Annotated in this window: 14 protein-coding genes; 6 read left to right on the forward strand and 8 right to left on the reverse strand. The window is 41.7% G+C overall.

Annotated elements, in window-relative coordinates:
- Positions 1 to 393: 393 nt before the first annotated feature.
- Positions 394 to 2,382 carry an AAA family ATPase gene (locus CW749_RS00870; protein ID WP_237322269.1) on the forward strand — a complete coding sequence of 663 codons (1,989 nt, stop codon included), beginning with the start codon at positions 394 to 396 and terminating at the stop codon, positions 2,380 to 2,382.
- A gap of 6 nt (positions 2,383 to 2,388) precedes the next feature.
- A complete protein-coding gene (locus CW749_RS00875) occupies positions 2,389 to 4,107 on the forward strand; it encodes an ATP-dependent helicase (protein ID WP_101109993.1) in 1,719 nt (572 codons plus the stop codon).
- A 303-nt stretch (positions 4,108 to 4,410) separates the two neighbouring features.
- Here CW749_RS00875 and CW749_RS00880 read toward each other — a convergent pair whose 3' ends face one another.
- The 4 genes from CW749_RS00880 to CW749_RS28145 form a co-directional block, all read right to left on the reverse strand.
- Entirely contained in the window at positions 4,411 to 4,905 is a 495-nt protein-coding gene (locus tag CW749_RS00880) for a hypothetical protein (protein ID WP_101109994.1), read from the reverse strand.
- Positions 4,906 to 4,989: 84 nt separating this feature from the next.
- The gene (locus tag CW749_RS00885) at positions 4,990 to 6,060 is read right to left on the reverse strand and encodes a hypothetical protein (protein ID WP_101109995.1); all 1,071 of its coding nucleotides are present in this window, start codon (positions 6,058 to 6,060) and stop codon (positions 4,990 to 4,992) included.
- Positions 6,057 to 6,944, reverse strand: a complete 888-nt coding sequence (locus CW749_RS00890) for a hypothetical protein (protein ID WP_101109996.1) — start codon at positions 6,942 to 6,944, stop codon at positions 6,057 to 6,059. Before CW749_RS00890 ends, CW749_RS00885 begins: the two co-directional genes overlap by 4 nt.
- A gap of 519 nt (positions 6,945 to 7,463) precedes the next feature.
- The gene (locus CW749_RS28145; RefSeq protein ID WP_167404731.1) at positions 7,464 to 7,601 is read right to left on the reverse strand and encodes a hypothetical protein; all 138 of its coding nucleotides are present in this window, start codon (positions 7,599 to 7,601) and stop codon (positions 7,464 to 7,466) included.
- Positions 7,602 to 7,964: 363 nt separating this feature from the next.
- On the opposite strand from CW749_RS28145, the gene CW749_RS00895 reads away from it, so the two are divergent.
- On the forward strand, positions 7,965 to 8,834 hold the full coding sequence (locus CW749_RS00895) for a patatin-like phospholipase family protein (protein WP_201796981.1): 870 nt from the start codon (positions 7,965 to 7,967) through the stop codon (positions 8,832 to 8,834).
- Positions 8,835 to 8,938: 104 nt separating this feature from the next.
- Here CW749_RS00895 and CW749_RS00900 read toward each other — a convergent pair whose 3' ends face one another.
- Positions 8,939 to 9,829, reverse strand: a complete 891-nt coding sequence (locus CW749_RS00900) for an EamA family transporter (protein ID WP_101109997.1) — start codon at positions 9,827 to 9,829, stop codon at positions 8,939 to 8,941.
- Between the two features lie 95 nt (positions 9,830 to 9,924).
- Here CW749_RS00900 and CW749_RS00905 point away from each other — a divergent pair, with 95 nt between their 5' ends.
- From CW749_RS00905 to CW749_RS00915, 3 genes are all read left to right on the forward strand, one after another.
- Positions 9,925 to 11,307, forward strand: a complete 1,383-nt coding sequence (locus tag CW749_RS00905) for a PLP-dependent aminotransferase family protein (RefSeq protein WP_101110579.1) — start codon at positions 9,925 to 9,927, stop codon at positions 11,305 to 11,307.
- A gap of 188 nt (positions 11,308 to 11,495) precedes the next feature.
- Positions 11,496 to 11,972 (forward strand): hypothetical protein, encoded by a 477-nt coding sequence (locus CW749_RS00910; protein ID WP_101109998.1) that lies wholly within the window; start codon positions 11,496 to 11,498, stop codon positions 11,970 to 11,972.
- Positions 11,969 to 12,424: an ABA4-like family protein gene (locus CW749_RS00915; RefSeq protein WP_101109999.1), complete on the forward strand. Its 456-nt coding sequence runs from the start codon at positions 11,969 to 11,971 to the stop codon at positions 12,422 to 12,424. Before CW749_RS00910 ends, CW749_RS00915 begins: the two co-directional genes overlap by 4 nt.
- 47 nt (positions 12,425 to 12,471) lie before the next feature.
- On the opposite strand, the gene pip is transcribed toward CW749_RS00915, so the two are convergent.
- The 3 genes from pip to CW749_RS00930 all read right to left on the reverse strand — a co-directional run bounded on the left by pip (position 12,472) and on the right by CW749_RS00930 (position 15,588).
- A complete protein-coding gene (gene pip, locus CW749_RS00920) occupies positions 12,472 to 13,422 on the reverse strand; it encodes a prolyl aminopeptidase (protein WP_101110000.1) in 951 nt (316 codons plus the stop codon).
- 508 nt (positions 13,423 to 13,930) lie between these two features.
- Positions 13,931 to 15,253, reverse strand: a complete 1,323-nt coding sequence (locus CW749_RS00925) for a type II toxin-antitoxin system HipA family toxin (protein WP_101110001.1) — start codon at positions 15,251 to 15,253, stop codon at positions 13,931 to 13,933.
- On the reverse strand, positions 15,247 to 15,588 hold the full coding sequence (locus tag CW749_RS00930; protein WP_201796982.1) for a helix-turn-helix transcriptional regulator: 342 nt from the start codon (positions 15,586 to 15,588) through the stop codon (positions 15,247 to 15,249). The genes CW749_RS00925 and CW749_RS00930 overlap by 7 nt, the downstream gene beginning before the upstream one ends.
- Between the last annotated feature and the right edge of the window lie 15 nt (positions 15,589 to 15,603).

A 15,603-nucleotide genomic window follows, 5' to 3' on the forward strand; every position in this document is an offset into this window, starting at 1 on the left:
TTTGGACAAAACCTTGTTACAAACTTCAGATGGTTTCTACCCTTCAAATAATTTTTGGTATCCCAAATAGAAATACAGCGTCATGGTGACAGGCGGAACTTGTGATTACTATTGGACAAAAGTTTTTTAATTCAATTGCTAATTAGCTTAATCATGGACAGCTGGCCACCTTAGCAAAAGGTAAGGCCTAACCCTTATGGTTCTTCTTTCCGTTGAAAGATACTAGAACTTGATACTGAGCAAACTATTATCCTTAAGTATCATTTGGTTGTATGAGTGAATTGCATTGAGTGGCATAATGTATATCTCTACGTCTGAATTTTAGGTTTTAGCTCAGTAAGTTGGAACTCAAAAAAGCCTATGTAGTTCTCTATCGATTATAGGTTGTACATCATGAAGCTATCAAAAGTCCGCATCTCAAACTTCCAATGTTTTGACCAAAGTCAGACAGAAATTGACTTTGAAAATCAATTAACCGCTCTTATTGGATTAAACGGCAGTGGAAAGACTTCAACACTCCAAGCATTAAGTCGAATGTTTGGTGTCAGTGAATCTTCTCGAAAAATAAAGGTTGATGACTTTCATAGTCCATCGGTTATTGACCAAAGAGCTGATGAACTGTCAATAGAGGCGTGGTTTACTTTTCCTGAAGTCGAATCTGAAGGTGACATGATCGCTGTTGCAGGAACGTTTAACCAGTTATGTTTTAAGTCTTCAGGCAATGAAATGATGCTTAGGCTGAGGCTTGAAGCAAAGCTAACGGTTGACGATATCTCCCCAGAAGGTGTCGTAGATGAAACTGTCTACTATGTACTGAGTGATAGTGATACTTACGATCGTGATAAATGTCGAGAGCTGCGTAGATCTGATAGAAATAACATTCAAGTACATTACATTCCAGCGAGTAGAAACCCTTTTAAAGAAATAAGTTCATCTACAAAGATGCTATTGGGTCGATTACTAAACGCTATTCAGTGGAACCAAAGTGCAGATGGCGAGCTTCAAAAGGCTTTGGAGTTCACTGAGCAAGAAAGTGAAGAAATTTCTAAGAACAGTGCCATAAAACTTATTGAGAAACAGCTACAAACTAGCTGGCAAGAAATGTACTCAGGAGATTATCTGAGCAAGGCGAAGGTTAATTTTTTGCCATTGCAGACTGATGAGCTATTGAAAACGATCACACTCTCTTTCGAGTCTGAAACAAGTAATAGAAAGGCTACGATGGATAGGTTGAGTGATGGTCAACGCTCGCTATTACATATATCCATAATTCAAGCAGTACATGAATTAGAGTCAAAAGCTCTTAGAGAGAAAACGAATCGCGTTCATTTTGATTCTAAAAAGCTGAATACTCCAATTTTTACTCTACTAGCGTTAGAAGAGCCAGAAAACCATCTAGCCCCTCACTTCTTGGGGAGAATAGTTAAATCTATGAGCTCTTTGGCTAAATCAACAAATGCACAGGTTTTAGTCACTACGCATTCCCCAAGTTTAGTAGGTAGAATCGAGCCGACTCAAATTCGTTACTTTAGGTTGGATAACGCATCTAGAAATACTGTTGTCTCTAAAATACAGTTACCAGATAAGCAAGATGAGTTGTACAAATTTGTGGCAGGTGCTGTTAAAGCTTACCCAGAGATCTACTTTGCCCGTTTGGTTATTTTGGGTGAGGGTGAAAGTGAACAGATAGTCATACCAAAATTGTTGTCCAAATTTGGTATTGATATTGATGATAGTTTCGTATCTGTTGCTCCTTTAGGTGGTAGGCATGTAAATCATTTTTGGAAGCTTTTGAATGGGTTAGGCATCCCATACGTTACTCTTTTAGATATGGATTATGGTCGAAATGGTGGCGGTTGGGGGCGTATAAAGTATGTCGTTGACCAGATGGTTAAGTTAGGGAAAGGGGAAATAATTACGAATATACCCAATTGGGATGTAAGCGACTCTAACCCTATGTCTGATACGCTATTGAACAGCCAGAATACTGCGGAAGGTTTATTAAATCAGCACGGTGTATTCTTTTCTACACCACTGGATTTAGATTACTCAATGCAACTGTCTTATCCTAAGAACTATAATGAAAAGCTGACTGGTGAAAATGGTCCGCAAGATAAAGATTGGGAATCCTTAAAGTCTGCTGTTTTAAAGACTAAGTATTCAAAGGGAATTGCTGATCATTATTATGATGAGATGCAAGATAAAGATACGTTCTTATGGTACAACTACAGGTTCCTTGGTAGTAAAGGTAAACCAGTTTCACACATAAATGCTCTAGAGAAAATTGATTTTAATCTAGCTGAAAATATCGAACGAATCCCTACAGGTATTCAGGAAATGATAAAGCATATAGAAAGAGAAATTTCTAATCTTCCGGAGTAATATTTAATGATTGATGCTTCAGTGTGGGAACCAAAGGATGGTCTCAAATTTGATAAAAAGTCTCTAGATATAATTAAGTGTGATAATAACATTTCAATTATGGCTGGGCCAGGGGCAGGGAAGACTGAAATTCTTGCTCAAAAAGCTTGCTTCATACTTGAAACAGAATTATGTCCGTGGCCATATAATATTTTATCGATATCAAGGAAGCGAGAATCGGCTTCAAATATAAAAAGTAGAGTGTCACTTAGATGTGGGAATATGCTATCTGAAAGGTTTCACTCTTTTACAATTGAAGCTTTTACGAAAAGTATCGTTGATAGGTTTATGCATATCTTACCTAAACACGAGCAACCGAATGAAGATTACAACTTGGTTTTTAATTCCAGAGATAGTAACTTCAGAGATAAGTTAACTTTTGATCAGCTTACTATTATCGCTTTGAAAATTGTAAAATCTTCTTCCACTTTAATGTCATCGATAAGAGCGACATACAAATTTGTTTTTATTGATGAATTTCAAGATTTAAATGGTCATCAATATGATTTCGTAAAGGAAATATTTTGTGCATCACAAAGTGTTGTCACTGTCGTAGGAGATACAAAGCAAGCAATAATGAAGTTTGCAAACGCCTTGCCAGATGGATTTGTTAAGTTCAAACTAGATTTTAAAGCCGAGTTAAAGATAATTTATACCAACTTTAGAGCAGATCCAGAACTTAAACAGTTCATAGATTGTATAGGTCATGAGTGGTGGCCTATTAATGCTGAGAGTGTTAGTTCTAATACTGAGTGTGTTCCATTGGACAAAGATGATTACTCTCTACTTTTCTTTAATGACGAAGCTCATGAAGTTAAGCAATTATCTTTAAAAATTAAGAAATGGATTGTTGAAGATAAAATTAAGCCTGAAGAGGTAGCTATTTTATTTAGAGCCAACACAAATAACAACTACAGTAAAAATATTAATATTGCCTTATTGGAACAAGGTGTTTTAAGTGTTAATGAAAGTAATATTCAAGACTATCTTTCCGAACCTTTAGGTAAAGTGCTAATCTCATTATTATGTTTATTAACTCGACCTAGGGATATAAAAGCATGGGAGTGTCTTAGAGACTCATACGTTTATTGTAGTTCTAGTAACTCTCGCCATAACGATTTTGAGTTAACGAGAATGCTTAATCTAACAGGGGAATATCGTTTCTACGGAGAGGGAGACATTAAAACATTCGATGAGTTATTTGATATAACTATCAAAATCATGAATGAGTTCTTCTATGAGAACCTAAAGAGAACTTGGATACAATATCAACAAGGTACACTAATGGAAGAGACTTTTCATGGTGTGCTAGAAGAGCTAAAAGAAGCAAGAAATATAAGTTGTTCGTGGGCAGGTGCTGTTGATCTTATTTCAGGAGTTGGAGCTGTTCGAATGATGACAATCCACAAAAGTAAAGGATTAGAATTTGAGGCTGTAGTATTACTCGGACTAGAAGATTATTCATACTTTCGATTTGGGATGACACAAAAGAAGTTGGACGAGGAGCGTTCTACTGTATTTGTTGGATTGTCTAGAGCTAAGTCAAAGCTATTAGTATCGAGTGCTATGCACCGACAACATACTGGGCCTTCCTCATTTACACACGTTAATAGTATCATAAATGACTTAGGTAAATTCGGCATGAATAGATCACGTGTTGATAAGTTAGATATTTTGAATATATGACGTTTGGTTGCGATCAAGGCAGTTCTTGCCAGTTACTTGATTAAAATGATCCTAACGAGGCCTGTCGAAAAGCACAGACCTCATATATTCCCATAAATAATTCTTATGATAAATATCTGAGTATCTGAATTCGTATTTTGAGACGTAACTCGTTTGGGGGCAAAAATGAGTTAGGAACTTTAGTCAAGTCGCTCCTCTTCCATAACAAAGCTCACCATACGTAATGATTCATAAAAACCTGAAACAATGTGAAGGAGCCCCAAAAGTCTGCGCTTGGGGCTTTGATTTTCATATTTGGGCGTTTTAGAAAGGCATTGGAACGAACAGTTTGAATTTGTTTCCATTCCAATAAAGGTAGGTTTCGTCTGAAGAAGGAGTCGGGACGAGAATTATTTGGCTAGCCGATTTCGCTAAACCTGACGCTTCGCCATTCAATATGGCTACATCAACAACCGACAGCTCAATATCTAGGTCGAAACCTAACGCATCGCACGCCTGCATCACATGAAATTTATCTCCGACGGGCACAATAATAGCTTCATTTTTTAAACTGTCTGTTTCCGTGCATTGATAAAGCTCATCCCACGGGCTATAAGCCTTTAGGCTTTCTTCTTTAAGATCAACATTCGTAATATCCGCGTAAACAATATCGGTGTTAATTTCTGATACCACTTTGCCCGAAAGCACTTGTTTTGTTCCTGAAATATGAAACTCTTTCTTAGCTACTTCATTCGCATTCAAAAAACTACTACCAAAAGCAGCAGTGACCGCGAGTAATAGAATGTTTTGTAAGTTCATCGGATTTTTCTTGGTTTGATACTGGATGGTTCCAAATGCATAACGAGCCTCAGTAACTCTCTGAGGCCGCTCTTAGCTACATATTTACCATGAATAAATGCTAATCGCTTTGCTGTTGAAGGTGAGCAATTGGCGATTTGAAGGGTGAAGTGTGTAGTTATGATGTTTTTCTGGGAGATCCAATATTTTTGAACAACCTTTATCTGAAATCTCGTAAATAGCGAACCTTGAGTGCTCGCCAGACAGCTGTTCTAGAAGTACATGGTTTCCATCCATAGTGTATTGAGGAGATGATTGAATGGAGGTTCCCTTAAACTCGCAAAGCAGCGTTCTAACAATTTTGTTATCTACAACTTTCAAGTGTTGGATGTTGTCTGGACCGTATGCACGATAAATATCGCCGACTTTATTAGTCTCTGAAAGACTATACTCCATACTTTGCTTGGAGAGAATTTCATCAGATTTATAATTCCATAGAGTGAACCTTTCACTCCATTGGAACATTACAATCCCTTCTGAATCATCAACAATCACTGGGGCATACACATAGCTATTAAAAGTATCGAAGCTTGTTATCTTCCGCCCTGTTTTAGAATCCCATATATCCAACCATGTATCTTGATCGGCAAAGAGCTTCATTGCGCCACTAGTTACACCGATTTTCTTTCCAAAAGATGATCCTAAGAACTGGGGATAGAGATCATCAAACTTTACAATATCTTCAACACTTTTAAATGGGGAATGAATAACGAGCCCTCTTGAGTAAAGGAGCTCTCCATCAGAAGAAATACTAAAGTCTCTTCCGCGTATATCTTCGTGTTGAAGAAGTGTTGTGATATCGCCTTCCGGTGTTATTTCGAGTAACTGCCCTGTATTATCCACAACAAATACTTTGCTCTTGTTGGAAGCATAACTGGAAACCTCATGCTCCAACTCTAAGACTTTTGTTTCCTTGTCATCAATCAGTAAGATCTTATTAGAGTACTTAGCCAAAAAGACCGAGACATTTGAGGGCTGTGAAAGCTGAAGTATGGTTTGACCATAATTCTGAAAATCATGTTCAAGTACACTGATTTCTTCTACCTTTTTCAGCTCGCCAGAACAAGCCGAAGAAAAGGCGAGAAATATAAGAGTGTAAATAGTTTTCTTTATCATGCTGCTACAAACCCATAGTAGAAATTTAGGAAATCTTTGAGAGACAGTTTCTTTTGAGAATTTCTTCCATGTAGAGGATAACGCCCATTAGGGTAACCCCAAGTCATGACATACACCTCGATAGGCTTGTCGATATTCTCTTCAAGCTGGCTAAGCGTATAAGAATGTAGAGGTTTTCCATCAAGTTTGATCGGTTGAGACAGAACTACCCAGTGATTGGGTGTTGCTTGAATTTTAAATGACCCCTTAGTCACTTTTGTACTTATAAATAGACATACACTCTTATTTGCTGTGAATTCACGTTGGGCACTTTGAAGGTTTTCAATACTTCTGGGAGATGAAATACTTGTCTTGTTAACGGCACTCCCAAACAAAGTGGACTTGAACCACCCAGCTAAAGATTCTGGTAACGTGATCCCTCCCATCTGATCACTAAAATGATCGTAATTGAAAAATTTATTGGAAGAATCTCGTAAACTGGCGAGTGCCATCCAGTCTATTGCTCTAATTGCTTCACCTTTTCCACCAGAAGAGGATACAACTGATGCTGACAAACATTTTGCTGACGGCGTAACTTTAAGACCACCTAAGTACGCTTCTCCATGCTTCCAAAGCTGTATAAGATAACTTGCGTATGCATTGGGATGTCTTGCCGCAACACAAGTCATGAAAGCATTTGGACCGCATAGTGAAGCAGCTCCCTGATTGATTTTCCAAGGCGCTTCAATTCTATCCCTAAGTTCCAGCACGAACTTATTTGGATTCAACCCTAGATTGGTAAACGCTGACTTTGGAGACTCTTGAACAAACTTACTTATCTGAACTTTGTAATCTAATGGCTTTTCAAGCTTCTCTAACGTTCTAATTGATGTGGCTGTTGACATATGTAAACCTAACAAACTGAATATATTGATAATAATATTATTTTTTCTTCATTTATTTTCGAATTTCTCTGATTATTAGTCAATTTAACGTACAGCTAAAGTCACGATCACCAATGTATTTGAGATGCACATCAAAGTGCATATAACGTAACTCATTCTATTAACGATATCGTCGCGAGTTTTTCGGTTAGTTCACTGCAAATAAAGTGCAATGCACAAGCGATTTATTATGCGGCAATAAGCAGCTCATCAAGAACAGAGTAACCGAATATAAGAACGAAGAATTACGGGGTTGTAAGAGTCGCTATTTAAAAGTGTTCTTATTTGTTAAGTGGGCGGAGATTTAAATACTTACTGAAAATGGGAGTTAATGAAGAGAGTTCAAGAAAAGAACGTTTTTTGAGAATTGAGTAATCAGAAGCTCGATACCCGCTTTCTTTTGAATACAAGCGATAAGCGGTGTTTATTGATTCTTAACGAATTCGTTAAGAATCGGGTTATGCTTATCGCCCCTAGATTTTATTTTTCCTCGGCTTCTTTTTTCAACTTCCTATCTTGGTCGAAATGCCATTTGATAGCGAAGTATCCAGCCACGGCTAACGCGATGACCTTGATCGCCATAGCTACATAAGGGAAAAAATCTGTCCAATGACTCATTATCTATCTCCGCGTTAGTTGTAATCTTGTGGGCGTTCAAAAAATTTAAGGTCTAAACATGTCGTTTTTGTCATGCAGTTCTGATGGTTAGAGCCAACTCTAAACGACGAATGACCTATCAATCGGTTGAATATATTTATCAGGACTATATTTGTCAATCTAACCAGAATGTTTTGGGGCACCTTGTTCACAGTTTCTTTTTTCAGCTCTAGAAAGCTCCTGCCTCCCCGATTACTAAAAAAATCAAATCAAAGTGCGTGTGAGATCGCGATATCCATCATGCTTTGGGGTAAATCACTTGAAAATACACGCCGAAACCGGATTCTGTAACGCTTTGATCTGTCCAAATAAACCGAGCCTCCCATGTTGAAAACACTGATCCCTACCTCTTTATCTCTATTGCTGATGGCGTGCTCCTCGCCGAATGTCTATAACGATTTGAATGTGTCTGAGCCCATTGTCGCGGGGGAACATAAATTGGGGGTGGCTTTCGGTGGTGGCGGTGTTCGGGGCTTTATGCACTTAGGCGTGTTGAAAGCGTTGGAAGAAGAAGGGATACAGCCGGATGTGGTCAGTGGAGCGTCTGCAGGTTCGATTGCGGCGACGCTTTATGCCTCTGGAATGAGTTTTAAAGACATGGAAGCCGCCATTGAAAAGCTCGGAGTATCTGACGTAGCGGACATTGTGCTTTCGTCCAAAGGGTTCGTAAATGGTAAACGCTTATCCGACTGGATCAACGCGCATGTCGGGTATAACGATCTGGCAGACATGCCCATCCCTGTAGCGGTGACTGCCACCAATATGACCACGCGTAAGACTGTGGTTATCCGTTCTGGCAACCCTGGGCATGCAGTACAAACCTCTTCCACCGTGCCAGGTACTTTTGTTCCCGTTGAAAATCAAGGTGATATCTTAATTGATGGCAGCGTATTCAGTGTTGTGCCGGTTTATACCGCAAAAGATCTCGGTGCTAAAAAGATCATCGCGGTCGATATTTTTTGCCACAATCAACCCGCACCGGAATTGACTGTAAGTAAAGTGTTGCTGGCGACGTTCAGAATGCAGAGCTGCCGACTTTCTCAGCAAGAGATGGCCAGTGCAGATGTGCTCATTACACCAAACTACGAACCAAGCAGTGATGTGTCGTTTAATGATAGATCGAAATCCATTGAGGCCGGTTACCTTGCCGCAAAAGAAGTAATGCCACAAATTAAGGCGCTACTCGCGAAATAATGATCAAAAAAGGGGCTACATTTCGTGAGTCCCCTTCCCTTTTTAGGCTCGGATTTATAAAGGTGAAATCATCCCTTAATTCAGCTCGCCACGTTGCGGATATTTCAATTCACTACTGGCTTAGGTTCTAACATGCTTTTGCTTGTCGCTGGTTTCACTATTAAACCAGTACCGACTAGGAACATTACACAGGCGATCATTTGAGCGGTACTGAGCATTTCGTTATACATAAAGTTGCCAGAAATAAGTGCGAATACTGGGATTAACAAGGTTAAAGGTGCAGTGGTGCTAAGCGGGTAGCGAATCAACAGATTGCTCCAAACCCAGTAACCAAATAATGTGGTTGGGTAAGCTTGGAATGCAACCGCTATGGTGGTGTTCATATCCCATACTTCAAAGGCGTGCGCCACTATATTGGGACCATAAATGCTCACCGCGAACAACACCAGTGGAATCGGCGCAAAGAGCATCCCCCATACATTGAAAGCAAATGCTTGAGTGGTTTTCGATGCTTTAACGATCAAGCCCATCACTGTCCAGCTTGCTGCGGCGATAGTAATAAGAAACACACCTTCCGCCGTAAGGTTACCGTTGGTTGCCGAGATCAATACCAACAAGGCGACCAATGCAGCGACAGCGCCAATGACTTTGCGCTTTGAAGCAATATCTTTTTGGATAAACACGCCAACTGCCATGCTGATTAGCGCGTTCGATGAAAGCAGTACCGAAGACATACCGGAAGAAAGCCCCGCAGTGATAGACCAAGATGCCATTCCCCACACCCCAACACCAAAAACGACGCCATAACTAGCCAAGTAACGCCATTTTACGTTTGGTTTGCGAATAAAAAAGATGGCTGGTATTACAGCCAAGGTAAAACGGGCAGCGGTTGCCAGTAATGGGTGAACATCGGTAATGCCCATTTTGATCATTGAGAAGTTAAAGCCCCAAATTGCCATAACAAAGACAGCCAACAATAGATCGTTTCTTTTCATAATTGTCCTCCTTTTCTCTTGAAAAAGAGTATTACTCGAGTACAGTTATCGGTACAGATACAATTATTCTCACAAAAAGCAGTACAGTTATGTCTATGAGTATGTACAGAACGTTAGCCAGCCGATTTATCCGAGAGATTGAGGTGGGTAAGCTTCCTGAAGGCAGCCGAATGCCTTCACTTAGGCAGCTCTCAAAGCAGCAAGCGGTGAGCATGTCGACGGCGGTGAGCTGTTATCAAGAACTGGAATCGCAAGGCTGGATACATGCTCGTCCTCAAGCGGGATATTACGTTTCTCCGCAACGGAGTAAACATAACACGCCAGACTGGGCGCGCTTTGAGAGCAAGGTGTCTTCGGTGACTCAAAACTTCGCAATCCATTCTCTACATAATGGCCCTCTAGGCGTGTCCAGCACCGTTATAGACGAGGTTTCACAAAACGAGTTAGAGCGCAGTTTTCGACGTGCCAGTAAGCGAATCGGCAATCGCCTCAATCAATACCCGAATCCACAAGGTGAGCCCCTACTGCGTAATGCACTGAGCGATCATTTCACGAAACTTGGGCTGCATATAAACCCCAATGAGCTCGTGATTACATCGGGTTGTATGCCTGCCATTAAAGCCGCGCTGGAATCTTGCACTCAGGTGGGCGATGCCATTGCTATCAGCTCGCCTTGCTTTAGTGGCATTTTAGATTTGCTTGGGCAAATGGGAAGAAAGATTGTCGAGATCCCTTCTTTAGATGACGGAATTGATTTGTCTCAACTTGAAGCGCATTTGCATAAAGGTGTGGTTAAAGCGGGGGTATTTTGTACCTCGCACATGAACCCACAAGGGATAACCATGTCTGTAGAGCAAAAACAAAGGTTGGCTGAACTGGCTAACGTTTTCCAGGTTCCGATCATTGAAGATGATGTGTATCTAGAACTCTCTTATTCCGATCACACGCCATTACCCGCTAAATATTATGATCAAGGTGGCTATATTCTTTGGTGTGGTTCTGTCTCCAAAAGTTTGTCGCCGAGCTACCGCTTAGGTTGGTGTATGCCCGGGCGTTACACGGATCGTTATCGCCAAAAGCATGCAGCATCCTGCTTTGGGATCTCGCTTCCTATGCAGCTTGCTATGGCAGATTTCATTGAGTCGGGTCATTACACCAAACAACTCAAACGTCGGCGCAATACTCTACTTAATTTGAGGCAAGCGTATCTCAGCTATTTGACTGAACACCTGCCAGAAAACGTTAACATCAGCCACCCTCAAGGGGGAATGGTGTTGTGGCTGCAAGTCCCTACCCTTAATGCCTCCAAGTTCGCCGAACTTGTGGAAGAAAAGAACATTGATATCCGTTTAGGTCACCTGTTCAGTACCTTGTCCCTCTACAACAACTGTTTAAGGATTAACTTCGGCTTTGAACTCACCAAAGCAGTACAGGATGAATTGGATCTGTTGATAGAAGCGGTAAAGCAGGCTTGTTGAGAAACGTACAAACGGAACGCTTTCACACAAACCCATTTACAACTCATGCCATGTGTTGCTATTCTTCTCGCGGGTTTGCAGGACGCCCAGCTCGTGAAAGTTCACTCACCTGTGTAATAAGACAATTTAATTACTGACTCTTATCTATGGTCCTAAACGAGACAGACCAGCCACTCGATGGAGTTTGTATGCGTAATCAAAAATCCTCTAGTGATGCCAAATCACTGAAATCCCCAAAAACCAATCCTGCTGTCGAATCCTTGCTGCGTGAGGCTCGAAGGTTACACCGTGTCGCTAAATCTGGCAGTGTTTCAGAAGCCATGCCCATTGTCCGCAGAGTCGAAAAAGCGGGCGTGTGTTTTGGTCAATCCATCTCTTCTTTATATAACGAACGCCACACCTTGCAGCGTAAACATTTTTTACGGTTGTTAGCCATTGAAGCGGGCTATCAAAGCTGGGAAGCGTATAAACCCGTACTGATGGCACAAAAGGATGGCACCTCTCACACGCCTGACTTTGATAGGAAAGTTCTTTCGACTTTGAATCTCTGGTTTTCATCGGAACAAGAAGCCCAATCTTATGCCGATCAACATGGCGGTGAAGTGCTGAAATATGGCGAACAAGCGGTAGTGATTCCAAGAAACGCCCACGGAGAGGTTCAATGATGGCACATTTAACCTTTGAAATAGGCAGCGGTATTGCGTTGTTCGGCTGGCTATTTTTAGTGTTGGGGATCTTCGTTTCATCAACTCGGATTCGTTATGGGGTATTACTTTTCGGCGGGCGAATTATTCCTCTTGTCTTATCGAGCCTTTACTTGTTTTTAGTATTTCGGTTCTGGGGCAGTTCACCAGAGGGGAATTTTTCTAGCCTAATCGGGGTGAGTAAGCTATTTGAATCAGAAGGAAATTTAGCCGCAGGCTGGCTCCACTTCCTTGTTTTCGACTTGTTTGTTGGTCGCTGGATGATTGATGAGGTTACACGCGCTAACCTACCCAAATGGCGATTAATTCCCTGCTTACCGCTGACATTTTTGTATGGTCCCACTGGCTTAATCGTGTTCTTCGCATTTCGATTGTTTGATGGACGTGAAAAGCACGCTTTAGGTGCCAGTTAGAGAATCATTCAGCCTGTGGGCGTCCACTGGATTGGTCGCCCACATTTCTAATCTCGATATTTATTTAACGCAGCCGTCATTGCTTCGGGGAAGCCAACGCCGCCGTGACCTGCTTCTTCTAAAACAACCAGCTCGCTATTTGACCACGCGCGGTGCAAGGCTAAGGCGGTATCTAATGGACCAGAAATATCCCACCGACCATGAACTAGGGTAGCGGGTATGTCTGCTATAAGGTGCATTCCAGCCATTATTTCATCATCTCTTAGAAAGCATCCGTTGCTCCAGTAGTGAGTCACAAGGCGAGAAAAAATCAAGCTGAATTCAGGCTCTTGGTAGCGTGGTGAAGGTGCCCACCTTGGCGTTAAGGAAACGTGGGTATCCTCCCACAAACACCATTCAAGCGCTGCTTTTCTGTGAATAGCTGGATCTGGGTTAGACAACAGGCGAGCGTATGCAGCAGATAAATCACCGTTTCTTTCCGCTTCTGGTACGTGCGAACAAAAACGTTCCCATTCATGGGGAAACACCCTGCCCATATCTCGAGTTATCCACTCTATTTCTTGACGAGTACCCGATGTTATCGCGCCCAATACCATGGCTTTCACACGGTTTGGGTAGCGCTGCGCGTACACCAGACCTAACGTAACCCCCCAAGAACTGCCCACCACAACCCAGCGATCGATATTAAGGTATTCACGTAAGGCTTCTATATCGGCAATGAGGTGATCCGTGGTGTTTGTGCTTAAGTCAGTATTTGGTTCCGATGCCAACGGGCGGCTACGCCCACAACCTCGTTGGTCAAACAATACTGCTCGATAGGCTTTTGGATCGAAGCTGCGCCTTGAGCCTGCTCCACAACCGCCTCCCGGACCACCATGAAGATAAAGCGCGGGGATTCCAGCAGGGTTTCCGACTTCTTCCCAATATAAGCAATGCCCATCGCTGACTTCGATCATTCCTGAGTTGAATGGCTCAATGGCTGGGTAACGTTCTTTCATCTTCTAGTCCTGTTTTTCGCTTACGCAGCTCACAGAGTTGTGTGAGCTTTAAAAATGGGGCGGACATCATACTCACATATAGCCATTTCACTCGTTCTTGATTGTAAAGGCTCTTACTTTTTCTAGTGTTTTGCGAGGCAACTCAGAAACCAACTGATGGTACTGAATACGGTTTGGGAGTTTGATGGGCGGGTTGTTTCAAAAAGAAACCAAAGCACCTACTGCATTTTGCAAATACTTTGCGATTTGAAAATGCAAATATGCAACAAAGTGGTTAGCAAACGTTTTCGTCAGCCAATTTTCAAGGGTTTAAAATTGGCACGCGAATTGTATTAGTTAGTGTGACCCTTTTAAGCCGGGGTCACCTAGCCAACTGACGTTGTTAGTGAATAGATTTGTTCACAATTGTATAGCCAGCCGCACTCTATATTGCGACTGGCTTTTTTCTTTTGTGAGCACTTTTTTATTTTGTGAGCAATAGTGTGATGCGAGCTGTGGTTAAGATAAGTTAAATATTCAAACGAAGATTGGCTTCTACTTCATCAATCAAACCAATCGGAACCTCTTCTTCAGTCGCCAACATTCGCCACTTGGATACATGCTCGATAGTTTCTTCAACGATAGTATCAATCATCTGTTTACTAAACTTTGGGCTCAATCGGCGCAAGCTATAAAAGTCTTCGCGAGTAAAGTTATCTCGTTTACCATTCAGCGTCATCCAATGCTGTGCAACCCATTTACTGTCCGGTTTGTAAGAATAAGCAATATCGTAAGCTGGCGCTAAAGACCATTCGCCTTTTTCACTCATTACGAATCCAAAGTTTTTTGAGTGATCATCGTGATTGCGTGCGACTATGTTGAACACCATGCGTTTAAACAATTCTTCGGCATCCGTTGCTTTTAATCTCAGCTGCCGAGCAATACTAAATAGCTCTTCGTATGAATACTCCCCGGCTTTTTTGTAACTCACATGAGCCATTGCATTCAGAGTCTGCGTATGTACACGCTTATTTCCTATGCGATCAAAACGTTTAGTCACAAAGTGCCTGCGATTTCCTTCATTTAAAAGCAATGTCGGCATCATGTTAATACCACAGAGCTTATGCGCTAATTGGTAATAGGTGTACTCCATTGCACCGTAACCAAGAGGATCGCCAAATGTTTCTTCATTTTTATTGTGCTCACTAACACCGTCGAATTTCATCAGGTAATGAGAAAAGCCATCTGGCACTTCAACCTGCCCAGAGCGCGCTTGGCTGAAGTTGTCATTGAAAGCTAAAACAGCTTTAGGACGAGCGCCACCTGCGCTCATTCCAACAGACATGAGTGCTAACATGGCGTCTTTGTCTTCACTGCCTTTTCTATCGATCCCTACTCCAAAGTCTTGCCGCTCATTCAATATCTCTTGAGCGACAGAAACAAGCGAGCTGATCTCTATCTCGTTCGATTTATCGAATCCTGTCGTTTTAGTTGGAGGGGAATAGGAGAGCGCCCCCATACCTCGTTTACCCGTATATTGGAGCCGCTCTAGCGGAGTAATACTATTTGGAGAACGACCATTGCGAGCAACCCATGCATTTAGAACGCTATTACCAAAGTCATCCGGTAATGAATCCGCTAATAAGCCAGAAAGCCCTTTAAAGGTGGCATGGTCTAGGTTCGGAAACGTGTAGATTTTTTTTTGAAGCGGCATCATTAATGGTGAAAGCTCGATTCCTGAATCGATAAAGCTTTTATCGTACTCAAACGCACTTTGCTGGTTTTCAGTGTCGTAGCTAGCTGCCCCAACAAATGTGCCATTGTATTCAACTTCAATGAACTGCTTTACCATCCCAGATCGTCCTCGCTAGAATCGGTGTCTTTTTGAGTTCTTGGGCTTGAGGCTCTTTGCCTTTTCTTTCCTTGCAACTTCGCCAACTGTATTGGTGAAATTGGGGTAGGAGGAAGAAATTGATCGAGATGATCCACAACTTCAAGCGCCAACATTAGTGACAAAATGGTTTCAAGAGTGGCTTTGCCATTCTCGGCTCGCGCTATTTTTTGACGCGATACTCCAGTTATCTCCGCCAGCTCTTCCTGACTGACGTTATTGTTTAGCCTGTATTGCCTGATTCGCTCCCCAACCAATTCAGCTAAAGCAGAGGCAGACATATTTGAATACTTCACACCAAAAACCTTAAT

The organism is Vibrio sp. vnigr-6D03, from assembly GCF_002835515.1.
GTDB lineage: Bacteria > Pseudomonadota > Gammaproteobacteria > Enterobacterales > Vibrionaceae > Vibrio > Vibrio penaeicida.